We start from the raw sequence: 23,101 nt of genomic DNA, 5'->3' as shown, positions 1-23,101 counted from the left end.
GGAGGGGGCTGTGCGGTATCTATTTATCGCAGATCAGCTAACGCATGTTGCTTGTGATCAGGCGCTGCGTTGCCACAGCGCGTAATAGACACGGCCGGATTTCTGCTCGCGGTGCAGACGCCAGTTGGCCGGCAGGCCGAGGGTCGACGGCGCCGTTTCGCTTTCGGTATACACCCAGGCGTCGTCGGCCAGCCACTGACGCTCTTCCAGCAGCGTGCAGACGGCGGGCAGCAGGTTCTGATTGAACGGCGGGTCGAGGAATACCAGGTCGAAAGCGCTGGCGGTCTGGGTTTCCAGATAACGCAGGGCGTCGGCCGTCTGCACCTGTCCGTTGGTGCAGCGCAGGGTGCCGAGGTGTTCCTTGAGGCTGGATACCGCGATATTGCTCGCATCCAGCGCCTGCCCCATAGCGGCGCCACGGGACAGGGCTTCGAGAAACAGCGCACCACTGCCGGCGAACGGGTCGAGGACCTTGGCTCCCTCCACATAGGGCGCCAGCCAGTTGAACAGCGTTTCACGCACGCGATCCGGCGTCGGGCGCAGGCCGGGCGCGTCGGGAAAGCTCAGCTTGCGGCTGCGCCACTGGCCGCCAATGATGCGTAGCTGGTTCACGCCGTTGTGGACGTTGTGGGCGGGTTTTTTAGGTGCTCGAGTCGCCATTAATGCTCCGGAACCCCGAGCGGTTGCTCGGCAGGTTTATCAGAAGGGGCCGGTAACGGCTTTTGCGGCACGGTCGGGCCAGCGGTGACGATGACCATTTTATCCGTGCTCAGGTGTTTGTTCAGGGCGTCGCGCACTTGCTCCACCGTCAGGCTCTGCGACTGACGCATGAAGTCGTCCAGATAGCTCAGCGGCAGATTATAGAAGCCCATCGCGCCAAGTTGGCCGACGATATCGGCATTGCTCGCGGTAGACAGCGGGAAGCTGCCGGCCAGTTCGCGTTTGGCGTCGTCGAGCTCTTTCTGGGTCGGGCCGGTTTTCAGATAGTCGGCGAGTACGTCCTGCACCAGTTTCAGGGTGCCCTCGCTCATTTCTGCGCGGGTCTGCAGGTTGATCATGAACGGGCCACGGGCCTGCATCGGGCTGAAACCCGAGTAGACGCCATAAGTCAGGCCACGTTTCTCGCGGACTTCACTCATCAATCGAGTACCGAAACCACCCCCACCGAGGATCTGATTGCCCATCGACAGCGCCGCGTAGTCCGGATCGTCACGGTCGATGCCCAGTTGCGCGAGCATCAGGTTGGTTTGTTTGGACGGGAACTCGATGTGGCTGATGCTGGCCTTCGGTTCCTGCGGCTGAGCGATTTTCGCCAGCGCCGGGCCTTTGGGCAGGGCGGCGCTAACCTGATTGGCAATGGCCTCGGCGTCAGCGCGGGACAAGTCCCCGACCAGCGCGATCACCACGTTGCCAGCGGCGTAGGCCTTGGCATGGAATTCACGCAATTGCGCGAGGGTGATCTGCGGGACGCTCTGCGCATTGCCGTCGCTCGAATGAGCGTACGGGTGATCGCCGTATAGACGCTTCATCAGTTCCAGGCTGGCGAGTTTGCCGGGGTTCTGTTTCTGGTACTCGAAACCGGCCAGCATCTGGTTTTTGATGCGCGCGAACGAGTCGGCAGGGAAGGTCGGCTTGCCCACCACTTGCGAGAACAGCTTCAGGGCCGGCTCGCGCTTGTCGGCAGCACTCAGGCTGCGCAGCGAGGCCAGCGCCATGTCCTTGAAGGCGCCGTTGCCGAAATCAGCCCCCAGCCCTTCAAAGCCTTGCGCAATGGCGCCGACGTCCTTGCCGGCGACACCTTCGTTGAGCATGGCGTTGGTTAGCACCGCCAAACCCGGTGTGTTGCCGTCCTGGCTGCTGCCAGCGGCGAAGATCAGGCGCATGTCGAACATCGGCAGTTCATGCGCCTCGACGAACAGCACCTTGGCACCTTCGGCAGTGTTCCAGGTTTGCACGTCGAGTTTGCGGCTGGCCGGGGCTTTGCCGTCGAGTTCGGTCAGCGATTGCAGCTTTTGGCTGGTCCTGGCCTTGTCCAGCGCTTCGCTGGCGTCGGTTTTAGCGCCGGGCGTCAGGACAAACGCCGCAGAGCCGATTACCGCGATGGCGATCAGACCGAGCAACAGGCGTGGGGGTTTACGCTCACTCATGAGTCGTCTCCAGAGGCAGGACGTGGGCGACGCTGAGACGTTCGCGGGTGAAATACAGCTTGGCGGCGTTCTGGATGTCTTGCGGGGTCACGCTTTCCAGGTCGGCGAGTTCAGTGTCCATCAGTTTCCACGACAGACCGACCGTTTCAAGCTGGCCGATGGCGGTGGCTTGGCTGGTGATCGAATCCCGCTCGTAGACCAGACCGGCAATCACTTGCGCACGTACGCGTTCCAGTTCTTCGACGGTCGGCGCGGTGGTTTTCAGTTGTTCCAGCAGTTTCCAGAGACCGGCCTCGGCTTGGGCGATGGTTTTTTTCTTCTGGGTGTTCGGCGTGGCCGACAGGGTGAACAGGCTGTCGCCACGGGTGTAGGCGTCGTAGCTCGACGACCCGCCGGACACCAATTCTTCGCCACGCTCCAGTTGCGTTGGAATGCGCCCACTGTAACCGCCGTCAAGCAGCGCCGAGATCAGGCGCAGGGCATTGACCGAGCGTTTGTCTTCAGCCGTGGCGATGCTTGGCACGTTGAAGCCGAGCATCAGGCTAGGCAGTTGGGTCTGCACATGCAGGGTGATCTGGCGTTCGCCGGGTTCTGCCAGTTCCAGCGGTTTTTTTGCCGGTGGCACGTCGCGCCTGGCGATTGGCCCGAAGTAGCGCTGGGCGAGGGTTTTCACTTCGTCAGGGGTGACGTCACCGACCACCACCAGCGTGGCGTTGTTCGGCACGTACCAGGATTGATACCAGTGACGCAGCTCTTCGACCTTCATCCGGTCCAGATCAGCCATCCAGCCGATGGTCGGCGTGTGATAACCGCTGGCCGGGTAAGCCATCGCCTTGTAGCGCTCGTAAGCCTTGGACATCGGCTTGTCATCGGTGCGCAGGCGGCGCTCCTCCTTGATGACTTCGATTTCCTTGGCGAACTCGTCGGCCGGCAGGCGCAGGTTGGCCATGCGGTCGGCTTCCAGCTCAAAGGCGACGCCCAGACGATCGCGGGCCAGCACTTGGTAATAAGCGGTGAAGTCGTCGCTGGTGAACGCGTTCTCTTCGGCGCCGAGGTCGCGCAGGATCAGCGAGGCTTCGCCGGGGCCGACTTTCTCACTGCCCTTGAACATCATGTGCTCAAGGGCGTGGGACAGACCGGTCTGGCCCGGGGTTTCGTAGCTGGAACCCACCTTGTACCAGACCTGCGACACCACTACCGGCGCGCGATGGTCTTCGCGAACGACGACCTTGAGGCCGTTGTCGAGGGTGAATTCGTGGGTCGGTTGCGGGTCGGCCGCCAGGGCCGAAAGAGGCAGGCAGACTGTGCTGAGCAGCAGGCCAGCAGCGCGGCGGGCTAGAGCATTCATTCGTTTTTTAACCTGTTGGGCTGCCCGCTTGGTCTTAGCCTAGGCGGGCGAGGAGGTGCTAGGATACTGATCCGTTTTACCGGCGACCACGCCTATCAGGTTTTCAGGCCTGATCCGGCTGCATGGGTTTGCGGCAGAAAGCTGCGGTGTATCGACTAAACTACGCTTTTTCGCCGATTTTGCCGGTTTAGTCCTTCGTTAATACGATTCTTTGGGGTGCCGCTGGTGCCTCGACAAAATGTTGCGCGTGAACAAGCTGGGTGAAACACAGTCTGTTCTGCATCGAATATTTATTTGCCGGGGCGCCCTTATGGCGCGTCGCTACTGTGAGATAGCCGTCCTCCATGTTTGGTTCCAACGACGACAAGAAGACCCCAGCTGCGGCTGGCGAGAAGAAAAGCCTGTTCGGATGGCTGCGTAAAAAACCGCAGGAACCCGTCGTCGAACAGCCGCCCGCGATTCCTGAACCGGTCAACGCACCCGCTCCTGTAATAGAAGAAGAGCCGGCGCCGACCATTCTGCCGATTGCCGAGCCAGTGTTACAACCGGCGGCCGAGCCAGAGCCGGCGCCGGAGGTGGTTGCCGAGTTGCCGCTGACCCCGGTTGCAGAGCCGTGGCTCACCTTGCCAGTGGCCGAAGAGCCGGTGGCGCTGGTGGAAGAAGCCGCCCCTCACGTCACGCCGCCCATTCCAGCGCCAGCCGCGTTCGTTGCCGAGTTGGCTCCGGCGCCTGTGGTTGAGCCGGTTGTCGAGCCTGCGCCGGTTGTTCCTGAGCCTGTTGCGCCCGTGGTTGTTGAGCCAGTTGCTCCAGTCGTCCAGCAACCAGAGCCAAAACCCGCGCCAGGTGTTGCCGCGCCAATCGTTGCGGCGGACGCTGCGCCCGCGCCAGTGTCGGCCGAAGCCCCGCGCACCGAAGAAACCAAAGCCGGCTTCTTCGCCCGTCTCAAACAAGGCTTGTCGAAGACCAGCGCCAGCATCGGCGAGGGCATGGCCAGCCTGTTTCTCGGCAGGAAGACCATCGATGACGAGCTGCTCGACGACCTCGAAACCCGTCTGCTGACGGCCGACGTTGGTGTCGAAGCCACCACGCAGATCATTCAACGCCTGACCCAGAAGGTCGCCCGTAAAGAGCTGGCTGACGCCGACGCACTGTACAAATCCTTGCAGGCTGAACTGGCCGCTATGCTCAAGCCAGTTGAGCAACCCTTGAAAATCGTTTCGCAGAACAAGCCGTTCGTGATTCTGGTGGTGGGCGTCAACGGCGCCGGCAAAACCACCACCATTGGCAAACTGGCGAAAAAACTGCAACTGGAAGGCAAGAAAGTCATGCTCGCCGCCGGTGACACCTTCCGCGCCGCGGCCGTGGAGCAATTGCAGGTCTGGGGCGAGCGCAACAAGATCCCGGTGATCGCTCAGCACACCGGCGCCGACTCGGCCTCGGTGATCTTCGACGCCGTGCAGGCCGCCAAGGCCCGTGGTATCGACGTGTTGATCGCTGATACCGCCGGTCGTCTGCACACCAAAGACAACCTGATGGAAGAGCTGAAAAAGGTTCGCCGCGTCATTGGCAAACTCGACGCCGACGCCCCGCACGAAGTGCTGCTGGTGCTCGACGCCGGTACCGGCCAGAACGCCATCAACCAGGCCAAGCAATTCAACCAGACCGTCGCACTGACCGGCCTGGCGCTGACCAAGCTCGACGGCACCGCCAAGGGTGGGGTGATTTTTGCCCTGGCCAAGCAGTTTGGTCTGCCGATCCGCTACATTGGCGTCGGTGAAGGCATCGACGATTTGCGTACCTTTGAAGCCGAACCCTTTGTCCAGGCGCTGTTTGCCGAGCGGGAGCGTTCATGATTCGTTTCGAACAGGTCGGTAAACGCTACCCGAACGGTCACGTCGGCTTGCATGAGCTGAGCTTTCGAGTCCGTCGTGGCGAGTTCTTGTTTGTCACCGGCCATTCCGGTGCGGGTAAATCCACCTTGTTGCGCCTGTTGCTGGCGATGGAGCGTCCGACCAGCGGCAAACTGCTGCTGGCCGGGCAAGATCTGAGCACCATCAGCAACGCGCAGATTCCGTTTCTGCGCCGGCAGATTGGTGTGGTGTTCCAGAACCACCAGTTGCTGTTCGACCGCACCGTTTTCAACAATGTCGCGTTGCCACTGCAGATTCTCGGCCTGTCCAAGGCCGAAATCGCCAAGCGGGTCGACTCGGCGCTGGAGCGTGTGGCGCTGTCGGATAAAACCGATCTGTACCCGGGCGACCTGTCCACCGGTCAGCAACAGCGCGTCGGCATCGCCCGCGCCATCGTTCACCGCCCAGCGTTACTGCTGGCGGACGAACCGACCGGTAACCTCGACCCGCGTCTGGCGGCCGAGATCATGGGGGTGTTTGAAGACATCAACCGACTGGGCACCAGCGTGCTGATCGCCAGTCACGACCTGGCGCTGATTGCGCGCATGCGTCATCGCATGCTGACCTTGCAACGCGGCCGATTGATCGGCGACGGGGAGGCCGGCGTATGAGTGCGACACGCAGTCCGAAGGTTTCCGAGCGCGTGGCCCCGAAAGCCGCCGATCCACAACCGCCAAAAAAGAAAAAGCACGACGATGACGACGGCCCGGACTTCGCCACGCTGTTTCGCGCCTGGGTCGAAAGCCACCGTGCCAGTCTGCTCGACAGTTTGCGTCGTCTGGGCAAGCAGCCGATCGGCAGTTTCTTCACCTGCATGGTGATGGCCGTGGCGCTGAGCTTGCCGATGGGCTTGTCGTTGTTGCTCAACAACGTCGAGCGTCTTGGCGGTTCGTGGCAGCGTGCGGCGCAGATCTCGCTGTACCTGCAACTCGATGCCAGCCCAGAGCAGGGCGAGTCGCTGCGCGAGCAGATCAAAGCCATGCCCGGTGTAGCTGATGCTGAATATGTTGGCCGTGACCAGGCGCTGGAAGAGTTCCAGCAGCAGTCGGGATTGGGCGAAGCCCTGCGTGAGCTGCCCGAAAACCCGCTCCCGGGCGTAGTGCTGGTGACGCCGGACGAGGTCGATAAAGCGACGCTGGAAGCATTAAGACAAAAACTTTCCGAACTGCCCAAGGTACAACAGGCGCAACTTGATCTAGTCTGGGTCGAGCGTCTGGCCGCCATCCTCAAGCTCGGTGATCGTTTTGTCTTCGGCCTGACGGTGCTTTTGGTGTCTGCATTACTTTTGGTGATAGGCAATACCATTCGTCTTCATATTGAAAACCGCCGCACCGAGATAGAAGTGATTAAACTCGTCGGCGGCACTGACAGCTATGTGCGCCGTCCTTTCCTTTATATGGGCGCGCTGTATGGCTTCGGTGCGGGGCTGTTGTCCTGGGGAGTATTGGCGTTCGGCCTGAACTGGCTGAACGATGCGGTGGTTGGACTGGCCGGCTTGTACGGCAGTGATTTCGCACTGGCCGGAGTGCCAGTTGCCGACGGTCTGTCGCTCTTGCTTGGCGCGGTGCTGTTGGGTTATATCGGTGCATGGATTGCAGTAGCACGCCATCTCAGGGAGCTGGCGCCGAAGTAGAATCTTTTTGCGCGTGATTGGCCTTACGGTTTTTTGGGGAACTTGTACCTGAGTTCCCGGTCAATTTTTCGCAGTGCTGAAAGGCACAAGTATGTAAGCCGGAGGTTTTTTCGTATGACCAATTCTTTGCAACCTGCGTACGCGTTGGTTCCGGGTGCGAACCTGGAAGCCTATGTGCACACCGTCAACAGCATTCCATTGCTGACGCCGGAGCAGGAGCGTGAACTGGCCGAGAGTCTCTACTATGAGCAGGATTTGGGGGCGGCTCGGCAGATGGTGCTCGCCCACCTGCGTTTTGTGGTACACATTGCCCGTAGCTATTCCGGCTACGGTCTGGCTCAGGCTGACCTGATCCAGGAAGGTAACGTCGGCCTGATGAAGGCCGTAAAACGTTTCAACCCGGAAATGGGTGTGCGCCTGGTGTCGTTCGCTGTGCACTGGATCAAGGCGGAAATTCACGAGTTCATCCTGCGCAACTGGCGCATTGTGAAAGTCGCGACCACCAAGGCCCAGCGCAAACTGTTCTTCAACCTGCGCAGCCAGAAGAAACGTCTGGCGTGGCTGAACAACGAGGAAGTCCACCGTGTGGCGGAAAGCCTCGGCGTCGAGCCGCGGGAAGTGCGAGAGATGGAAAGTCGCCTGACCGGCCATGACATGGCCTTCGACCCGGCTGCCGAAGCCGACGATGACAGCGCCTTCCAGTCGCCAGCCAACTATCTGGAAGACCACCGGTACGACCCGGCGCGTCAACTGGAAGATGCCGACTGGAGTGACAACTCCAACCACAACCTGCACGAAGCTCTGGAAGTGCTGGACGAGCGTAGCCGTGACATCCTCTACCAGCGCTGGCTGGCAGAAGAGAAGGCCACGCTGCACGACTTGGCGCAGAAGTACAATGTGTCGGCCGAGCGTATCCGTCAGCTCGAAAAGAGTGCGATGAACAAGCTCAAGTTGTCGATTGCCGCGTAACCGCCCTACAGGCAATAAAAAACGCCCCGATCAGTAATGATCGGGGCGTTTTTTATGGTTCAGTGCAAAACCAAATGTGGGAGCGAAAGCGGTAGATCATTGAACATAGATGTTGTCTGATTCCACGCCTTCGCGGGCAAGCCTGGCTCCCACAGGGGCCTTCAGGGCGCTAAGACGACGTTTTGTCATTCGGACCAAGGCGCCCGACGCGAATCATTGAGCCCGAGCAGATAGCTCGTCCCGCCCAGTTGCCTCATCTGCTGGCGAATCCATCCCGCTCGCCGCGAGACATACGCGGTCGGATGGCTTGCGCTCCAAACCCGTGGGTTCGGCAATACGGCTGCCAGATAACTCGCCTGCTGGCGGGACAGCGACCTGGCGCTCACACCAAAGTGATGCCGGGCCGCCGCTTCGGCGCCAAACACCCCGTCATCCCACTCGGCGCTGTTCAGATACACCTCAAGAATTCGCTGCTTGGGCCAGAACACCTCGATCAGCGCGGTAAACCACGCTTCCAGGCCTTTACGCAGATAGCTGCGGCCGGACCACAGAAACAGGTTTTTCGAGACTTGCTGGCTCAAGGTACTTGCGCCACGGATCGAGCCGCCGAGTTCGTTATGGGCCAGCGCTGCCTGAATGGCGCCAAAGTCAAAACCCCAATGCTCGGGAAATTTCTGATCCTCACCGGCCATGACTGCCACTTTGAGATCGTCGGAGATTTCGTTCCACGGCTTCCACGTGCGCTGCAGGTCAATCGGCTCACCATCGACCCACGATTCAATCTTGCGTTCGACCATCAATGCCGTACCCGGCGGCGGTACGAAACGAAACACCAGCACCAGCAAGACGCTGCCGCTGGCGAACCAGAGCAGGGCCTTCGTGAGACGACGGAAAATAGAACGCAGCATAGAGATGGCTTGGCCGAACCGGTGGAGCGGGCCATTATACAGACCCTGCCGATCGAGTCTGAATGGAGTTCCCAATGTTGCGTGGCTTTCTGATGCTGGCCGCTTTCTTTGGTTTTACTGGCGTAGCCTTGGGCGCGTTCGCCGCTCATGGCCTGAAAAGCCGCCTGACGCCCGAGTACCTTGCGATTTTCCACACGGGCGTGACCTATCAACTGCTGCACACCTTGGCGCTGTTTGGTGTGGCGCTGCTGGCCACGCAGATTCAGGGGCGGCTGGTGACCTGGGCTGGCGTTTCGTTCGCTGTCGGTATCGTGTTGTTCTCCGGCAGTCTGTACGTGCTGACCACCACCGGCATCAGCAAGCTCGGCATCATCACCCCATTTGGTGGCCTGGCGTTCCTGGTCGGTTGGGTATGCCTGGGCCTCGCCGCCTGGCGCTTGCAACCAACCGCTTGACGCTTGGTGCTGACCTTTAGGTCATGATCGGGCTAGAATGCCAGCCCCTAAAAATGATGGCGGCGTTACGCATGCGCATTCAGTTGAACGGCGAATCCCTTGAACTGCCCGACGGCGAGACCGTTGCGGCCCTGATCACTCGTCTGGAACTGACCGGGCGTCGAGTGGCAGTCGAACTCAATCTGGATATCGTCCCGCGCAGCCAGCATGCCGACACCACGCTCAACGACGGCGATAACGTCGAAGTGGTGCACGCTATCGGCGGCGGCTGATCGCCCGGTCCGCAAGGCCACAGAATTCTGCAAGACCCTCACCCCTAAAGAGGATTCCCAATGAGCATCGTTCGCAGCGACAAGCCTTTTGTTCTGGCCGGTCGTACTTACCAGTCGCGCTTGCTGGTGGGTACCGGCAAGTACCGTGACATGGACGAAACCCGCCAGGCCATCGAAGCCTCGGGTGCCGAGATCGTCACCTTCGCTGTGCGCCGTACCAACCTCGGGCAGATCGAAGGCGAGCCGAACCTGCTCGACGTGCTGTCGCCGGATCGCTACACCTTCCTGCCGAACACCGCCGGTTGCTACGACGCGATAGAAGCCGTGCGTACTTGCCGCCTGGCCCGCGAGCTGCTCGATGGCCACAATCTGGTGAAGCTGGAAGTGCTGGCCGACCAGAAGACGCTGTTCCCCAATGTGATCGAAACCCTCAAGGCTGCCGAAACGCTGGTCAAGGAAGGCTTCGACGTGATGGTGTACACCAGCGATGACCCGATCATCGCCCGCCAACTTGCAGAAATCGGTTGCATCGCGGTCATGCCGCTGGCCGGCCTGATCGGTTCCGGTCTGGGCATCTGCAACCCTTACAACCTGCAGATCATCCTCGAAGAAGCGAAAATCCCTGTGTTGGTCGATGCCGGTGTCGGCACTGCTTCCGACGCCACCATCGCCATGGAACTGGGCTGCGACGCCGTACTGATGAACTCGGCCATCGCCCACGCCCAGCAGCCGGTGATGATGGCCCAAGCCATGAAACACGCCATCGTTGCAGGCCGTCTGGCCTACCTCGCTGGCCGTATGCCGAAAAAACTCTATGCCAGCGCCTCTTCGCCGCTGGATGGTCTGATCAAGTAAGAGCCATTGATGACTGAATCGAACGACACGCCTATCCAGACGGAAGAAGGCGACGAGCGCCAACACCGCCGCATCAAGAGCTTCGTGATGCGCGCCGGGCGCATGACCGAAGGCCAGCAACGCGGTCTGGATCAGGGCGCGCCGCTTTACGTGCTGCCGCTGGCCGACGCGCCGGTGGATTACGATCAGGTGTTCGGCCGTTCGGCACCGCGCTCGCTGGAAATCGGTTTCGGCATGGGCCACTCGCTGCTGGAAATGGCGGCGGCTGCACCGGAGCAGGATTTCATCGGCGTTGAGGTTCACCGTCCGGGTGTCGGCGCGCTGCTCAACGGCGTGCTGACTCAGGGCCTGACCAACCTGCGGGTCTACGATTGCGACGCGATCGAAGTGCTCAACCGCTGCATCGCCGACAACAGCCTCGATCGCCTGATGCTGTTCTTCCCGGACCCGTGGCACAAGAGCCGTCACCACAAGCGTCGTATCGTTCAGGCGTCGTTCGCTGAACTGGTGCGCAGCAAGTTGAAGGTTGGCGGCATTCTGCACATGGCCACCGACTGGGAACCGTACGCCGAATACATGCTGGAAGTGATGAACGTCGCCCCGGGCTATCGCAACCTCGCTGAAGACGGCAAGTGCGTGCCACGCCCGGCCGAACGCCCGATCACCAAGTTCGAACGCCGCGGCGAACGTCTTGGCCATGGCGTGTGGGACCTGAAGTTCGAAAAACTCGCTTAACCATCACGCAATACCCAATGTGGGAGCGGGCTTGCTCGCGAAGGTGCCGTAACAGTCGATATCAATGTCGATTGATCTAACGTCTTCGCGAGCAAGCCCGCTCCCACAGTTGTTTTGTGTGTGTTGAAAATCAGCGGCGGTCGGCGACTACGCCGATCAGTACCAGCACCACCAACAGCACTGGTGCCAGGCTGTAGTTGTTGAACTGGCTCAAGCCCTTGATCACCCATGGCGTGGCGTAGATCAACGCGGCACCGCTGCCGATCATGCACAGCAGGGCCATCAGCGGCACGCGCAGGGCGCCGGCGATGCTGCCCAGGCGTTGTTCGACCCAGCCTTTGAAGTCGGCGCCGAACAGCACCAGCAGGCAACCCACCAGGGCCAGGGCGATTTCCGAGAGGTTGCTGCGGCTCCAGCGGGAGACGGTGGCGAGCAGGTCGAGTATCAAATCCATGCGTTTTCCCTTTGGGCTGAAGTCAGTTCAGAAATTGTTGCAGCAAATCGTTTAGAAACAGTTGTCCGCGCTCGGTGGCCGCCAGGCGTGACGGTTCGACCTGCAACAGACCGCTTTGTTCTGCCGCCGCCCGGCCTTCGGCGAGGCTTTCCAGCGACAGCCCCGTGCGCTGCGGGTACAGGCGCGATTCCACACCCGCAGTGAGGCGCAGAGCGTTCATCAGAAATTCGAACGGCATTTCATCATTGGTCAGTGCCTTTTCGCCAGCCTGAAAATTTTTCGCCGGGTTGAGGTAGTCCTTCGGCAGGCGCGTCTTCCAGGTGCGCACGATGCGCCCGTCCGGGTGGCTGAGTTTGCCATGGGCGCCGGCGCCGATGCCGATGAAGTCACCGAAACTCCAGTAATTGAGGTTGTGCCGCGCCGGGCGACCGGGCAGGGCATAGGCCGAGACTTCGTATTGCGCGTAACCGTGTTCGGCCAGCAGCGCTTGCCCGGCTTCTTGAATGTCCCACAGCGTGTCGTCTTCCGGCAGCACAGGCGGCTGGTTCCAGAACACCGTGTTCGGTTCCAGCGTCAGTTGATACCAGGAAATGTGCGTGGGCTTGAGTTCAATGGCCTGGCGCAGATCGCTCAAGGCATCGTCCAGCGACTGATCCGGCAAGCCGTGCATCAAGTCGAGGTTGAAGTTGTCGAAACCCGCCCGCCGCGCCATGCCTGCCGCGCGCACGGCTTCATCGCCGTTGTGGATGCGGCCCAAGGCCTTGAGTTTTTCCTGCTGGAAGCTCTGAATGCCGATCGACAGGCGATTGATCCCCAGTTTGCGATACGCAACGAACTTCTCTTGCTCGAACGTCCCGGGATTGGCTTCCAGAGTGATTTCGATGTCGGCGGCGAACGCAATGCGCTGCTCGACGCCTTCCAGCAAACGGCCGAGGGCGTCGGCACTGAACAGGCTGGGAGTGCCACCACCGAAGAAAATCGAACTCAACTCACGACCGTAAACGGCGTGCAGATCCTCATCGAGATCGGCCAGTAACGCGTCGACGTATTCCTGCTCCGGCAGCACTGGGCTGGCGGTGTGCGAGTTGAAATCGCAATACGGGCATTTGCGCACACACCACGGAATGTGGATGTACAGCGCCAAGGGCGGCAGCGTGGGTAGCGGTGCCCGAGGCGAAGAGGCGCCGCCGCCGATGATCAGCGACGACGCAGAGGGGGTGTCGGTCATTTCAGGCCCAGACGCTGGCGCAGCAGATCCATTGCTCGGGCGCGGTGGCTGATCTGGTTCTTGTCGGCAGGAGTCAGTTCGGCGCTTGAGCAATCGCGCTCCGGCACCCAGAACAGCGGGTCGTAGCCGAAACCGTGCTCGCCGCTGGCGGCGGTCAGCATGCGCCCGTGCCACAGCCCTTCGCAGAGGATCGGCAACGGATCATCGGCGTGACGCACCAGCGCCAGGACGCAGACGAATTGCGCGCCGCGTTCGGCTTCAGGTACGTCTTTGAGGGCGTCGAGCAATTTGGCGTTGTTCGCCGCATCGCCCTTGCCGTCGGCATAGCGCGCCGAGTAGATGCCCGGCGCACCGCCGAGGAAATCCACCGCCAGACCGGAATCGTCGGCCAGCGCCGGCAGGCCGGAAATGCGTGCAGCATTGCGCGCCTTGAGGATCGCGTTCTCGACGAACGACAGGCCGGTTTCCTCCGGCTCAACCGTGCTCCACTCGCCGATCGAGCGCAGTTGCACCGATTCGCCGAGCATGGCCTGGAGTTCCTTGAGTTTGCCGGCGTTATGGCTGGCCAGTACGAGTTGCTTGAGGTTCATCATTCGCCGGGAAAAAGTTCTTGGTTGAAATTGATGGTGTCGATCTTGTCACCGGTCTGCACCTTGATTTCAAAGGTGCGGGTTTCCTGCTGAGGTACCGGGTATTGGGCGATGTAGTAGATCGCGCCCTGTTCGGTGACTTGCTTGAAATTCAGCGGCACGCTCTGGCTGGTCAGGTCTTTGACCGTGCCGGTGACGCTGGCGCTCAGTGGTTTGCCGTCCTTGATCACCGAGACATTGATCACGCCCTGGTTCTTGCTGCGGATCAGTTCGGCAGCCTTGGCGATGTCGGGCGTCAGGAAGGTGGAGTTGAAGGTGTTGTAATGCACGGTGACATCACCGAACACTTCCTTGCGCTCACTCTTGATGGCATCGGCAGCCATCGCGGTGGCGCTCAGGCAGGCAGTGAATAACAACAGCGCTAAACGGCCCATGATCGTTCTCCTCGGATTGTCGTGGCTCAGACCGCGACCTTGTGGTCAGCCAGCACGGGGCTGCTGACGCGGTAGATACCAATTTCACCTAACAGATTAGGCCATAGCTTACTGGCCCACCCGTGGCGGTGCTGTTGATCTACGGCAAGCCGATCAATGACCTTCGCGTCACGTTCGCGACAAAGTTCTTCAAAGTCTTCAAAGGTGCAGAAGTGGATGTTCGGCGTGTTGTACCAGGTATAAGGAAGAAACTCGGAAACCGGCATGCGGCCCTTGCTCGCCAGGTACCAGCGGCAGCGCCAGTGGCCGAAGTTCGGGAACGTAATGATGCACTGACGACCGACACGCAGCATTTCGTCGAGGATCTTGTCCGGGTAATGCACCGCCTGCAGGGCCTGGGTCATCACCACGATGTCGAAGCTGTTGCTGGCGAAGTTGCCCAGCCCCTTGTCCAGATCCTGCTCGATGACGTTGACGCCTTTGGCCACACACTCGGCGATGTTGTTGGCGTCGTTTTCCAGGCCATAACCGGTGACCTGTTTATGGTCGCGCAGCCAACTCAGCAACTCGCCGTTACCGCACCCGAGGTCGAGGACGCGGCTGCCAGCGGGGATCCATTCCTGGATGATTTCCAGATCAGCTCTCATGGCTTTCTCACAGCGTGATTCGGTTCATGTAATTGCCGAACGCCTGCAAGTAGCGGGGGATCGGAATCAGGAAGGCGTCGTGGCCCTGTGGCGCGTCGATTTCCAGGTAGCTGACGTCTTTGCGCGCCGCCATCAGGGCATCCACCAGTTCCCGCGAACGGGCCGGGGAGAAGCGCCAGTCGGTGGTGAACGACATCACGCAGAACTTGGCCGTGGCGTTCTCGAAGGTTTTCGCCAGGTTATCGTCGAAGTTCGCCGCCGGATCGAAGTAGTCCAGCGCCTTGGTCATCAGCAGATAGGTGTTGGCGTCGAAACGTCCGGAGAACTCTTCGCCCTGATAGCGTAAATAGCTTTCGACCTGGAACTCGACACTGTGGAAGTCGTAGTTGAGCTTCTCGCTCTTCAGGCCGCGGCCGAATTTCTCGCCCATGGAGTCGTCGGACAGGTAGGTGATGTGCCCGACCATCCGCGCCAGCATCAGCCCGCGCTTGGGGATCACACCCGCTTCCTGGAACGAACCGCCGTGAAATTCCGGGTCGGTGAGGATCGCCTGGCGCGCCACTTCGTTGAAGGCGATGTTTTGCGCCGACAGCTTGGGGGCCGAAGCGATGGCCAGGCAATGGCGTACGCGATCGGGGTAGGTGATGGTCCATTGCAACGCTTGCATGCCGCCCAGGCTACCGCCGATCACCGCTGCCCATTGGCCGATGCCCAGCAGGTCGGCCAGACGCGCCTGGCTGTGTACCCAGTCTTCGACGGTCAGCACCGGGAAATCGGCGCCAAATGGCTTGCCGGTTTCCGGGTTGAGGCTGCTCGGGCCGGTGGACCCGTTGCAGCCGCCGAGGTTGTTCAGGCTGACCACGAAGAACTTGTGGGTGTCGATCGGTTTGCCGGGGCCGATGCAACTGTCCCACCAGCCGGGCTTGCGGTCGTCTGGGCTGTGATAGCCGGCGGCATGATGATGGCCGGACAAGGCATGGCAGATCAGTACAGCGTTGCTCGCCTGCGCGTTCAGCGTGCCGTAGGTTTCGTAGATCAGGTCATAGGCCGCCAGCGAACGGCCACAGGCCAAAGCCAGAGGTTCGCTGAAGTGCGCCGTGTGCGGCGTCACCAGACCAACAGAATCGGGGGGGAAGGCAGTTGGCATCGACCCTGCTCTCGTTGAAATGAGGCGTAAGTCTAAAGACCGCTGGGGTTAGCGGCAAGCAACGATCAGGGGCGGCAGAGCCCCGGCAAATCCGGCAACTTCTTCGGCGAGCAGATCTTCACCCGCTTCTGCCGATTCAGCTCACCACTGAGCAAACTGACCTGGCTCTTGGAAACCCCAAAAGCCTTGGCCAGAAAACCCATCAGATAGGCATTGGCCTTGCCCTCGACCGGCGGCGCGGTCAGGCGGATCTTCAAACGATCACCATGCAGCCCGGCGAAATCATCGCTACGGGCCGCCGGTTGAAGATGACATTCGAGGATCAGGTCGTCCCCGTCCCAGCGAAACCAGCTCACATCAGCAGGCGCAGGATTTCCGGCATCATCGTCATCGCCGCGAGGTTGTTGATCACCAGCATGTCGATCAGTTTCAACGCGAGGAAGGCGAAGATCGGCGACAGGTCCAGGCCACCCATGCTTGGCAGGAAGCGACGGAACGGCGCCAGGGCCGGTTCGCAGATCTGGTTGACCAGTTCGGCACCCGGGTTGTGGCTGCCCGGAGCGACCCACGACAGGATCACGCTGATGATCAGGGCGAAGAAGAAGATCTTCAGAAACAGCGCGGTCACGCCAATGATCGACCAAATGAACAGTTGCAGCGGGTTGCCGGTGGTGCCGTAAGTCAGCAGCAGGGTCAGCGCCATCAGCGCCAGTTGCACCAGAATCGCCAGCACCAGCGACGACATGTCGAGACCGAACACGCTCGGGATGATCCGGCGCAGAGGCTTGAGCAGTGGCTGGGTGGCCTTGACCACGAACTGGCACAGCGGGTTGTAGAAATTCGCCCGCACCAGTTGCAGGACGAAGCGCAGCAGTACGATCAGCAGGTACAGGCTGCCGAGGGTTTGCAGCACGTAAACCGCTGCGGTGTTCAATCCAATCATGTAAGGCTCCTTATTTGCCCAGTTGTTCGGCCATTTCGGCCGAGCGGTGCGCGGCGGCGCCGAGTGCTTTTTCAACCAGGGCTTCGAAACCACCGGCCTGGAACGATTTGATTGCAGCTTCTGTGGTGCCGGCCGGCGACGTCACGCGGCGGCGCAGTTCGGCGGCATCAACGTCGCTGGAAGCGGCCATGTGCGCGGCGCCGAGGGCGGTTTGCAGGGTCAGTTGTTCAGCGGTTTCTTTTGGCAGGCCGAGTTTGACGCCAGCAGCGGTCATCGCTTCGATCAGCAGGAAGAAATACGCCGGGCCGGAACCGGACACCGCAGTGACCGCATCCAGTTGTTGTTCTTCGTTCAGCCACAGCGCCATGCCGACGGCGGACAGTAGCTCTTCGGCTTGCTGACGCTGCTCGGCGGTCACTGCGTCGGTGGCGTACAAACCGCTGACGCCCTGACGCAACAGCGCCGGGGTGTTCGGCATGCAGCGCACAATCGGCTGTTCGCCGAGCCAGGCGGTCATGCTGGCGCAGGTGATGCCAGCGGCAATCGAAACCACCAGTTGATTGGGTTTCAGGCTCGGGCGGATGGCTTCGCACACGGCTTTCATTGCCTGAGGCTTGACCGCGAGAACGACGACGTCGACGCCGTCGATGGCTTGGGCGTTGTCGGCAAATGTTTCGATGCCATGCGCGGCGCTGACCTTGGCGCGGGTTTCTTCACCCGGATCGCTGGCGCGGATGTGCGTGGCTTCCAGACCCTTGGCCCGCAGGCCGCCGATGAGGCTGGCGGCCATGTTGCCGGCACCGATAAAGGCAATGCGTGTGTTGCTCATGTCAGGTCCTTATCTGGAAATGTTCAGGATTGGGAATAATCTCGGGCGCCAAACAGGGCCGTACCGATACGAACCCAGGTGGCGCCTTGGGCGATAGCCGACTCAAGATCGTGGCTCATGCCCATCGAAAGTGTGTCGAGCGGCAGATTCAGGCTTTCCTGCAAACGTTGCACGGCGGCAAAAGCGGCGTCCTGTTCGGCGCGCTCTTCGGTTGGCTCGGGAATGGCCATCAGTCCGCGCAGCTTCAGGTGCGGCAGGGCGCTGATGGCCAAGGCCAGTGCCGGTAGGTCGGCCGGGGTGCAGCCGGACTTGCTGGCTTCACCGCTGACGTTGACCTGAATGCAGATGTTCAGCGGCGGCAGGTCGGCCGGGCGCTGCTCGGACAGGCGTTGGGCGATTTTCAGGCGATCCACGGAGTGCACCCAGTCGAAATGCTCGGCGATGGCGCGAGTCTTGTTCGATTGAATGGGGCCGATGAAGTGCCAGATCAAGGGCAGGTCGGCCAGTTCGAGCTGTTTGCCCAAGGCTTCCTGCAGGTAGTTCTCGCCAAAGTCACGCAAGCCGGCGGCATGCGCTTCGCGCAGGGCCTGGGCGGGTTTGGTTTTGCTTACCGCCAGCAGTTGGACGCTGTTTTCATCGCGCTTTGCAGCTTTTACCGCTGCCTGGATGCGCGAACCAACCAGTTGGATGTTGTCTGCTATCGTGGACATCAAGAGGCGCCAGCGGTCTGAAGGTTCGCGGCATTCTACTGGAATTGAGGAGCGCTATGGATATCACTGAACTGCTGGCCTTCAGCGCCAAACAGGGCGCGTCCGACCTGCACCTGTCGGCCGGTCTGCCGCCGATGATCCGCGTCGATGGCGATGTGCGACGGATCAATCTGCCCGCGCTGGATCACAAGCAAGTGCACGAATTGATCTACGACATCATGAACGACACCCAGCGAGTCGACTTCGAGAAACACCTGGAAACGGATTTCTCCTTCGAAGTCCCTGGCGTGGCGCGCTTTCGGGTCAATGCGTTCAACCAGAACCGTGGCGCCGGGGCGGTGTTTCGCACCATTCCCTCGAAAGTGTTGAGCATGGAAGACCTCGCCATGGGCGACGTCTTTCGCAAGATCACCGATGCGCCACGCGGGCTGGTGCTGGTCACCGGGCCGACCGGTTCCGGCAAGTCGACCACGCTGGCGGCGATGATCGATTACCTCAACACCCATCGCCATCACCACATCCTGACCATCGAAGATCCCATCGAATTCGTTCACGAATCGCGCAAATGTCTGATCAATCAGCGTGAAGTCCACCGCGATACCCGCAGTTTCGCCACCGCGTTGCGTTCAGCGTTGCGGGAAGACCCGGATGTGATCCTGGTGGGCGAGATGCGCGACCTGGAAACCATTCGCCTGGCGCTGACCGCGGCTGAAACCGGGCATCTGGTGTTCGGCACGCTGCACACCACCTCGGCGGCCAAGACCATCGATCGGGTGGTGGACGTGTTTCCCGGTGACGAGAAATCGATGGTGCGTTCAATGCTGTCAGAGTCGTTGCTGGCAGTCGTCTCGCAGACGCTGATCAAGAAGGTTGGCGGCGGACGGGTGGCGGCGCACGAAATCATGCTGGGCACGTCGGCGATCCGTAACCTGATCCGCGAGGACAAGGTGGCGCAGATGTATTCGGCGATTCAGACCGGCGGGTCGTTGGGGATGCAGACACTGGACATGTGCCTGAAGGATCTGGTGACCAAAGGCTTGATCAGTCGCGAGCATGCGCGGGATAAGGCGCGTACGCCGGATAATTTCTGAGCGGGCGCTTGTGTCGCTTCCATTGCACCCTTCGCGAGCAAGCCCGCTCCCACCTTTGATTTGTGAACGACACAGATCCAATGTGGGAGCGGGCTTGCTCGCGAAGGGGCCAGTACTGCTTGAACAGATTCTGGATCAGTCAGCTCAGCGCTGAACCACGCGCATCTGCTTCGACTCGTTGGGCAATACGCGTTTGGCCACGACGTAATGCTTCTGCCAGTACGGTTTGTTCAGTGTGTCGATGCTCACCGCTTTGCCACGACGTGGTGCGTGGATGAAGCGGTCGTTGCCCAGGTAGATTGCAACGTGATTGACCCGACGGCTCTTGATGTTGAAGAAGATCAGATCGCCCGGCTTCAGATCCTTGCGCTCGACTTTCACGCCGTGACCGCTGGCCATGGCATTGGAGGTGCGTGGCAGGTCGAACGTAGCGTCGTTGAACGCGTATTTCACCAGGCCGCTGCAATCGAAGCCTTTACTGGGGCTGCTGCCGCCCCAACGGTAAGGCGTACCGAGGACGTTCACCGCACGGCTGAGGACGTTGCTGCTGGTTTTGTTCGCCATCTGCGGAAGCAGCTTGCTGTGGCCATTGCTGCTCAGGACGGTGTGTTTGACCTGTTTGCTTTTGCTCGATGGCGCAGAAGCATGGGATTTAGGGGTAAAGCCGTTAACGTTGGGAAGACGTTGCTCACGATTGGTGGCGTGGGCGGCCAGTGGCATTAATAGGCAAATAGTTAGCCATGTCTTGAAAAATGGTCGCATTAGGCGTGGCTCTTAGGTGATAGCGCGCAACTTTATAACAGCTTTTTTGTCCCTACCGAGGCCGTTGGTCGATTCAATCGGGAGGCAACGGAACCAAATAAGCTGCAAATTGACGCGATTGTCTGACAGAGGTCCGGTGTTATAAGGGTTTGACGGACGTCACCTTAACATTTGCCATACGTCGGCCACCTGTAAAAAAGTCACAAAGAATTCAAGAATATTTATCTATCGTGTGCAACGAGGTCTTCATGAACAGCTATCGGTTACCCCGTGTGAAGGAAAAAGACACCCACAGCAAAGTGATCGGCTACCTGCTGTGGATTTTCGGTTTTACCGGCGCTCACCGCTTTTATTACGGCAAACCGGTGACCGGGACGATCTGGTTTTTCACCTTCGGTTTGTTAGGGATCGGCTGGCTGATCGACGTGTTTCTGATCCCGGCGATGGACCGCGAAGCGGATCTGCGATTTGCCGCAGGGCCGATCGAATACAACGTGGCGTGGATTCTGCTGACGTTCCTTGGCGTGCTCGGTGTGCACCGGATGTACCAGGGCAAGTGGATCAGCGGCTTGCTGTACCTGCTGACCGGTGGGTTGTTCTTTGTGGGTGTGCTGTATGACTTCTGGACGCTCAATGATCAGGTGTCGCTGCGTAACGCCGAAAATCGCGGCGCCTTCCAGTAAGCCTTCGCGAGCAAGACCGCTCCCACACTGGATTTGTGATCGACACCAATCCAGTGTGGGAGCCAGCCCGGTATCAAGCCTGGTGGCTGATCCGTCCGTCCACCAAGGTATAGCGAACCACACCCGGCAAGCTGTGACCGAGGAACGGGCAGTTCTCGCCCTTCGACAGCCAGCCTTCGCCGGCCACGGTCGAGGCTTTCGGATCGAACAGCACGATATCCGCCGCACCGCCGACCGCCAGTTTGCCCGCTGGCAGGCGCAGCGCCTGCGCTGGGCCTGCGCTCAAGCGTGCCAGCAGGGTCGGTAGATCGAGCAAGCCATCCTCAACCAGCGTCATCGCCAGAGGCAGCAGCAATTCAACACTGCTGATGCCCGGCTCGGTCGCGCCGAACGGTGCCAGTTTGGCGTCATGCTCGTGGGGCTGGTGATGGCTGGAAATCGCCGACACCACACCCGACTTCACGGCTTCACGCAGGCCGTCGCGGTCGGCGCGGGTGCGCAGCGGCGGCTGGACGTGATAGAGGCTGCTGAAGTCGATCAGCGCTTCGTCGGTCAGAATCAACTGATACAACGCCACGTCTGCCGTCACTTTCAAACCACGGGCCTGCGCCTGAGCGATCAGCGCGACGCCGCGAGCGCTGGTCAACTGGCTGAAGTGCGCGCGCACCCCGGTTTGCTCGACCAGCAGCAGGTCCCGGGCCAAGGCCACGGTTTCAGCGGTTTCCGGAATGCCCGGCAGGCCAAGGAAGCTGGCGGTTGGGCCTTCGTGGGCCAGCCCCCCGTCGGCCAGATCGTGATCCTGCGAGTTGAAGATCACCGTCAGGTCGAAGGTGGCGGCGTACTCCAGCGCCCGGCACAGGGTACGGGTGTTGCGGAAACTCTCCAGACCATTGCCGAATGCGACGCAACCGGCGTCACGCAGGGCGATCAGTTCGGCCAGTTGTTCGCCGTCCAGGCCTTTGCTCAGCGCGCCAATCGGGAAGACCTTGGTGTTGCCGGCCTCGCGGGCGCGGTCGAGAATCAGCTCGGCCACGGCAGAGGTGTCGAGCACCGGTTTGGTTTTCGGCGGGCAGCACAGGCTGGTCACGCCACCGGCCGCCGCCGCGCGGGTTTCGCTGGCGATGCTGCCTTTGCGGCTGTAACCCGGCTCGCGCAGGGCGACGTTCAAGTCGACCAGGCCCGGAGCGGCCACAAGGCCTGTGGCGTCGATGGTTTCGACAGCGTTGAAACCGGCCGGCGCCGCGCCCAGGGCGACGATCTTGCAGGCTTGAACGTGAATATCGGTGATTTGATCCAGGCCACTGCTTGGATCGATGACGCGGGCGCCGAGAATGCTGAGCTTCACTGGGCGTTCTCCTGCTCGAATTGACGTTGCGCAGTCTGTCCGCTCATGGCCATCGACAGCACAGCCATACGCACCGCGATGCCGTAGGTCACCTGGTTGAGGATCACCGAGTGCGGGCCGTCGGCCACCGCCGACTCGATCTCCACCCCACGGTTGATCGGCCCCGGGTGCATGACGATGCAATCGGGTTTGGCCCCGGCCAGACGTGCAGTGGTCAGGCCGAACAGGCGATAGAACTCGCCTTCGCTCGGCAGCAGGCCGCCGGACATGCGTTCACGTTGCAGGCGCAGCATGATCACCACGTCAACGTCCTTAAGGCCTTCAGTCATGTCGGTGTACACCTTCACGCCGTACTGCTCGATGCCGATCGGCAGCAGGGTTTTGGGCGCGATCACGCGGATGTCCGGGCAGCCGAGGGTCTTGAGGGCGAGCATGTTCGAACGCGCCACCCGCGAGTGCAGGATGTCGCCGACGATGGCCACCGAGAGGTTTTCGAAGCCGCCCTTGTGCCGACGGATGGTGAGCATGTCGAGCATGCCTTGCGTCGGGTGCGCGTGACGGCCGTCGCCGCCGTTGATGATCGCCACTTGCGGGCAGACATGCTCGGCGATGAAGTGCGCGGCGCCGGAGTCGCCGTGGCGCACGACGAACATGTCGGCGGCCATGGCTTCGAGGTTGCGCAGGGTGTCGAGCAGGGTTTCACCTTTACTGGCCGACGACGTCGACACGTTCAGGGTGATCACGTCCGCTGACAGCCGCTGGGCTGCCATTTCGAAGGTGGTGCGGGTGCGGGTGGAGTTTTCGAAGAACACGTTGCACACGGTCTTGCCGCGCAGCAACGGAACTTTCTTCACTGCGCGGGCACCGACTTCAAGGAACGAGTCGGCGGTGTCGAGGATTTCCGTCAGCAACTCGCGGCGCAGGCCATCGAGCGAGAGGAAGTGGCGCAGCTGGCCCTGATCATTGAGCTGCAGCGGGCGCTTGGTATCTAGAGGCGTCATCGCGA

The 23,101-nt window shown here is 60.8% G+C and carries 27 protein-coding genes; 10 read left to right on the top strand and 17 right to left on the bottom strand.

Annotated elements, in window-relative coordinates; genetic code table 11:
• Positions 1-57: 57 nt before the first annotated feature.
• From rsmD to AACY11_RS18180, 3 genes are read right to left on the bottom strand one after another with little or no spacing between them, the layout of a single operon-like run.
• Positions 58-660, bottom strand: coding sequence for a 16S rRNA (guanine(966)-N(2))-methyltransferase RsmD (gene rsmD / locus AACY11_RS18190; RefSeq protein WP_221732401.1), 603 nt, complete (start codon positions 658-660; stop codon positions 58-60).
• On the bottom strand, positions 660-2,147 hold the full coding sequence (locus AACY11_RS18185; protein WP_339430361.1) for a M16 family metallopeptidase: 1,488 nt from the start codon (positions 2,145-2,147) through the stop codon (positions 660-662). Before AACY11_RS18185 ends, rsmD begins: the two co-directional genes overlap by 1 nt.
• Positions 2,140-3,495 (bottom strand): M16 family metallopeptidase, encoded by a 1,356-nt coding sequence (locus AACY11_RS18180; RefSeq protein ID WP_339495458.1) that lies wholly within the window; start codon positions 3,493-3,495, stop codon positions 2,140-2,142. Before AACY11_RS18180 ends, AACY11_RS18185 begins: the two co-directional genes overlap by 8 nt.
• A 344-nt stretch (positions 3,496-3,839) precedes the next feature.
• On the opposite strand from AACY11_RS18180, the gene ftsY reads away from it, so the two are divergent.
• The 4 genes from ftsY (at position 3,840) to rpoH (ending at position 8,007) form a co-directional block, all read left to right on the top strand.
• Positions 3,840-5,348: a signal recognition particle-docking protein FtsY gene (gene ftsY, locus AACY11_RS18175; RefSeq protein ID WP_339495457.1), complete on the top strand. Its 1,509-nt coding sequence runs from the start codon at positions 3,840-3,842 to the stop codon at positions 5,346-5,348.
• Complete coding sequence (ftsE, locus tag AACY11_RS18170) at positions 5,345-6,016, top strand: cell division ATP-binding protein FtsE (RefSeq protein ID WP_003229148.1); 672 nt, start codon at positions 5,345-5,347, stop codon at positions 6,014-6,016. Before ftsY ends, ftsE begins: the two co-directional genes overlap by 4 nt.
• The gene (ftsX, locus tag AACY11_RS18165) at positions 6,013-7,038 is read left to right on the top strand and encodes a permease-like cell division protein FtsX (RefSeq protein WP_221732397.1); all 1,026 of its coding nucleotides are present in this window, start codon (positions 6,013-6,015) and stop codon (positions 7,036-7,038) included. Before ftsE ends, ftsX begins: the two co-directional genes overlap by 4 nt.
• 114 nt (positions 7,039-7,152) lie before the next feature.
• Positions 7,153-8,007 (top strand): RNA polymerase sigma factor RpoH, encoded by an 855-nt coding sequence (rpoH, locus tag AACY11_RS18160; RefSeq protein WP_003229146.1) that lies wholly within the window; start codon positions 7,153-7,155, stop codon positions 8,005-8,007.
• 185 nt (positions 8,008-8,192) lie between these two features.
• Here the strand turns inward: rpoH and mtgA are convergent, their stop codons facing one another.
• The gene (gene mtgA, locus AACY11_RS18155; RefSeq protein WP_339430358.1) at positions 8,193-8,915 is read right to left on the bottom strand and encodes a monofunctional biosynthetic peptidoglycan transglycosylase; all 723 of its coding nucleotides are present in this window, start codon (positions 8,913-8,915) and stop codon (positions 8,193-8,195) included.
• A gap of 74 nt (positions 8,916-8,989) precedes the next feature.
• On the opposite strand from mtgA, the gene AACY11_RS18150 reads away from it, so the two are divergent.
• The 4 genes from AACY11_RS18150 (at position 8,990) to trmB (ending at position 11,232) form a co-directional block, all read left to right on the top strand.
• Positions 8,990-9,370, top strand: coding sequence for a DUF423 domain-containing protein (locus tag AACY11_RS18150; RefSeq protein ID WP_339430357.1), 381 nt, complete (start codon positions 8,990-8,992; stop codon positions 9,368-9,370).
• A gap of 71 nt (positions 9,371-9,441) precedes the next feature.
• Entirely contained in the window at positions 9,442-9,642 is a 201-nt protein-coding gene (thiS, locus tag AACY11_RS18145) for a sulfur carrier protein ThiS (protein ID WP_122604433.1), read from the top strand.
• Between the two features lie 60 nt (positions 9,643-9,702).
• Positions 9,703-10,497, top strand: a complete 795-nt coding sequence (locus AACY11_RS18140) for a thiazole synthase (protein WP_339430356.1) — start codon at positions 9,703-9,705, stop codon at positions 10,495-10,497.
• A gap of 9 nt (positions 10,498-10,506) precedes the next feature.
• Positions 10,507-11,232, top strand: a complete 726-nt coding sequence (gene trmB, locus AACY11_RS18135) for a tRNA (guanosine(46)-N7)-methyltransferase TrmB (RefSeq protein ID WP_007913622.1) — start codon at positions 10,507-10,509, stop codon at positions 11,230-11,232.
• Positions 11,233-11,362: 130 nt separating this feature from the next.
• Here trmB and AACY11_RS18130 read toward each other — a convergent pair whose 3' ends face one another.
• The 10 genes from AACY11_RS18130 to AACY11_RS18085 all read right to left on the bottom strand — a co-directional run bounded on the left by AACY11_RS18130 (position 11,363) and on the right by AACY11_RS18085 (position 18,214).
• Entirely contained in the window at positions 11,363-11,686 is a 324-nt protein-coding gene (locus AACY11_RS18130) for a DUF3392 domain-containing protein (RefSeq protein WP_095186985.1), read from the bottom strand.
• Between the two features lie 22 nt (positions 11,687-11,708).
• Entirely contained in the window at positions 11,709-12,914 is a 1,206-nt protein-coding gene (gene hemW / locus AACY11_RS18125) for a radical SAM family heme chaperone HemW (protein WP_339495456.1), read from the bottom strand.
• Positions 12,911-13,507 (bottom strand): RdgB/HAM1 family non-canonical purine NTP pyrophosphatase, encoded by a 597-nt coding sequence (rdgB, locus tag AACY11_RS18120; RefSeq protein ID WP_339430354.1) that lies wholly within the window; start codon positions 13,505-13,507, stop codon positions 12,911-12,913. The genes hemW and rdgB overlap by 4 nt, the downstream gene beginning before the upstream one ends.
• Entirely contained in the window at positions 13,504-13,938 is a 435-nt protein-coding gene (locus tag AACY11_RS18115) for a DUF4426 domain-containing protein (protein WP_221732391.1), read from the bottom strand. The genes rdgB and AACY11_RS18115 overlap by 4 nt, the downstream gene beginning before the upstream one ends.
• Positions 13,939-13,964: 26 nt before the next feature.
• Positions 13,965-14,585 (bottom strand): methionine biosynthesis protein MetW, encoded by a 621-nt coding sequence (gene metW / locus AACY11_RS18110; protein WP_339430353.1) that lies wholly within the window; start codon positions 14,583-14,585, stop codon positions 13,965-13,967.
• Positions 14,586-14,592: 7 nt separating this feature from the next.
• Positions 14,593-15,732 carry a homoserine O-succinyltransferase MetX gene (metX, locus tag AACY11_RS18105; RefSeq protein WP_339430352.1) on the bottom strand — a complete coding sequence of 380 codons (1,140 nt, stop codon included), beginning with the start codon at positions 15,730-15,732 and terminating at the stop codon, positions 14,593-14,595.
• Positions 15,733-15,797: 65 nt separating this feature from the next.
• The gene (locus AACY11_RS18100; protein WP_169432301.1) at positions 15,798-16,088 is read right to left on the bottom strand and encodes a DUF167 domain-containing protein; all 291 of its coding nucleotides are present in this window, start codon (positions 16,086-16,088) and stop codon (positions 15,798-15,800) included.
• On the bottom strand, positions 16,085-16,675 hold the full coding sequence (locus AACY11_RS18095) for a YggT family protein (RefSeq protein ID WP_096817605.1): 591 nt from the start codon (positions 16,673-16,675) through the stop codon (positions 16,085-16,087). Before AACY11_RS18095 ends, AACY11_RS18100 begins: the two co-directional genes overlap by 4 nt.
• Before the next feature lie 10 nt (positions 16,676-16,685).
• Positions 16,686-17,504: a pyrroline-5-carboxylate reductase gene (gene proC, locus AACY11_RS18090; RefSeq protein WP_339430350.1), complete on the bottom strand. Its 819-nt coding sequence runs from the start codon at positions 17,502-17,504 to the stop codon at positions 16,686-16,688.
• Between the two features lie 23 nt (positions 17,505-17,527).
• Positions 17,528-18,214, bottom strand: a complete 687-nt coding sequence (locus AACY11_RS18085; protein WP_339495455.1) for a YggS family pyridoxal phosphate-dependent enzyme — start codon at positions 18,212-18,214, stop codon at positions 17,528-17,530.
• A gap of 56 nt (positions 18,215-18,270) precedes the next feature.
• Here AACY11_RS18085 and AACY11_RS18080 point away from each other — a divergent pair, with 56 nt between their 5' ends.
• Positions 18,271-19,305: a type IV pilus twitching motility protein PilT gene (locus AACY11_RS18080; protein ID WP_339430348.1), complete on the top strand. Its 1,035-nt coding sequence runs from the start codon at positions 18,271-18,273 to the stop codon at positions 19,303-19,305.
• 144 nt (positions 19,306-19,449) lie between these two features.
• Here the strand turns inward: AACY11_RS18080 and AACY11_RS18075 are convergent, their stop codons facing one another.
• Positions 19,450-20,067 (bottom strand): C40 family peptidase, encoded by a 618-nt coding sequence (locus AACY11_RS18075; RefSeq protein WP_339430347.1) that lies wholly within the window; start codon positions 20,065-20,067, stop codon positions 19,450-19,452.
• A 248-nt stretch (positions 20,068-20,315) separates the two neighbouring features.
• On the opposite strand from AACY11_RS18075, the gene AACY11_RS18070 reads away from it, so the two are divergent.
• On the top strand, positions 20,316-20,750 hold the full coding sequence (locus AACY11_RS18070) for a TM2 domain-containing protein (protein WP_339430346.1): 435 nt from the start codon (positions 20,316-20,318) through the stop codon (positions 20,748-20,750).
• 73 nt (positions 20,751-20,823) lie between these two features.
• On the opposite strand, the gene AACY11_RS18065 is transcribed toward AACY11_RS18070, so the two are convergent.
• Positions 20,824-22,095: a dihydroorotase gene (locus AACY11_RS18065; RefSeq protein ID WP_339495454.1), complete on the bottom strand. Its 1,272-nt coding sequence runs from the start codon at positions 22,093-22,095 to the stop codon at positions 20,824-20,826.
• Positions 22,092-23,096, bottom strand: coding sequence for an aspartate carbamoyltransferase catalytic subunit (locus AACY11_RS18060; protein WP_339430344.1), 1,005 nt, complete (start codon positions 23,094-23,096; stop codon positions 22,092-22,094). Before AACY11_RS18060 ends, AACY11_RS18065 begins: the two co-directional genes overlap by 4 nt.
• Positions 23,097-23,101: the final 5 nt, after the last annotated feature.

The organism is Pseudomonas sp. RA_105y_Pfl2_P56 (assembly GCF_963970845.1).
Lineage (GTDB): Bacteria > Pseudomonadota > Gammaproteobacteria > Pseudomonadales > Pseudomonadaceae > Aquipseudomonas > Aquipseudomonas baetica_A.
The sequence above is the reverse complement of the archived record's forward strand: the minus strand, read 5'-3'. Positions and strand labels throughout refer to the sequence as shown.

Bases quoted from the DNA above. Each gene is read 5' to 3' on its own strand.
- thiS (WP_122604433.1), top strand. From the start codon at position 9,442: ATGCGCATTCAGTTGAACGGCGAATCCCTTGAACTGCCCGACGGCGAG.
- rpoH (WP_003229146.1), top strand. From the start codon at position 7,153: ATGACCAATTCTTTGCAACCTGCGTACGCGTTGGTTCCGGGTGCGAAC.
- proC (WP_339430350.1), bottom strand. From the start codon at position 17,504: ATGAGCAACACACGCATTGCCTTTATCGGTGCCGGCAACATGGCCGCC.
- ftsX (WP_221732397.1), top strand. From the start codon at position 6,013: ATGAGTGCGACACGCAGTCCGAAGGTTTCCGAGCGCGTGGCCCCGAAA.
- AACY11_RS18180 (WP_339495458.1), bottom strand. From the start codon at position 3,495: ATGAATGCTCTAGCCCGCCGCGCTGCTGGCCTGCTGCTCAGCACAGTC.
- AACY11_RS18150 (WP_339430357.1), top strand. From the start codon at position 8,990: ATGTTGCGTGGCTTTCTGATGCTGGCCGCTTTCTTTGGTTTTACTGGC.
- AACY11_RS18080 (WP_339430348.1), top strand. From the start codon at position 18,271: ATGGATATCACTGAACTGCTGGCCTTCAGCGCCAAACAGGGCGCGTCC.
- trmB (WP_007913622.1), top strand. From the start codon at position 10,507: ATGACTGAATCGAACGACACGCCTATCCAGACGGAAGAAGGCGACGAG.
- AACY11_RS18075 (WP_339430347.1), bottom strand. From the start codon at position 20,067: ATGCGACCATTTTTCAAGACATGGCTAACTATTTGCCTATTAATGCCA.
- AACY11_RS18085 (WP_339495455.1), bottom strand. From the start codon at position 18,214: ATGTCCACGATAGCAGACAACATCCAACTGGTTGGTTCGCGCATCCAG.
- AACY11_RS18140 (WP_339430356.1), top strand. From the start codon at position 9,703: ATGAGCATCGTTCGCAGCGACAAGCCTTTTGTTCTGGCCGGTCGTACT.
- rdgB (WP_339430354.1), bottom strand. From the start codon at position 13,507: ATGATGAACCTCAAGCAACTCGTACTGGCCAGCCATAACGCCGGCAAA.
- rsmD (WP_221732401.1), bottom strand. From the start codon at position 660: ATGGCGACTCGAGCACCTAAAAAACCCGCCCACAACGTCCACAACGGC.
- AACY11_RS18185 (WP_339430361.1), bottom strand. From the start codon at position 2,147: ATGAGTGAGCGTAAACCCCCACGCCTGTTGCTCGGTCTGATCGCCATC.
- AACY11_RS18095 (WP_096817605.1), bottom strand. From the start codon at position 16,675: ATGATTGGATTGAACACCGCAGCGGTTTACGTGCTGCAAACCCTCGGC.
- AACY11_RS18115 (WP_221732391.1), bottom strand. From the start codon at position 13,938: ATGGGCCGTTTAGCGCTGTTGTTATTCACTGCCTGCCTGAGCGCCACC.
- ftsE (WP_003229148.1), top strand. From the start codon at position 5,345: ATGATTCGTTTCGAACAGGTCGGTAAACGCTACCCGAACGGTCACGTC.
- metW (WP_339430353.1), bottom strand. From the start codon at position 14,585: ATGAGAGCTGATCTGGAAATCATCCAGGAATGGATCCCCGCTGGCAGC.
- AACY11_RS18070 (WP_339430346.1), top strand. From the start codon at position 20,316: ATGAACAGCTATCGGTTACCCCGTGTGAAGGAAAAAGACACCCACAGC.
- metX (WP_339430352.1), bottom strand. From the start codon at position 15,732: ATGCCAACTGCCTTCCCCCCCGATTCTGTTGGTCTGGTGACGCCGCAC.
- ftsY (WP_339495457.1), top strand. From the start codon at position 3,840: ATGTTTGGTTCCAACGACGACAAGAAGACCCCAGCTGCGGCTGGCGAG.
- hemW (WP_339495456.1), bottom strand. From the start codon at position 12,914: ATGACCGACACCCCCTCTGCGTCGTCGCTGATCATCGGCGGCGGCGCC.
- AACY11_RS18060 (WP_339430344.1), bottom strand. From the start codon at position 23,096: ATGACGCCTCTAGATACCAAGCGCCCGCTGCAGCTCAATGATCAGGGC.
- AACY11_RS18130 (WP_095186985.1), bottom strand. From the start codon at position 11,686: ATGGATTTGATACTCGACCTGCTCGCCACCGTCTCCCGCTGGAGCCGC.
- mtgA (WP_339430358.1), bottom strand. From the start codon at position 8,915: ATGCTGCGTTCTATTTTCCGTCGTCTCACGAAGGCCCTGCTCTGGTTC.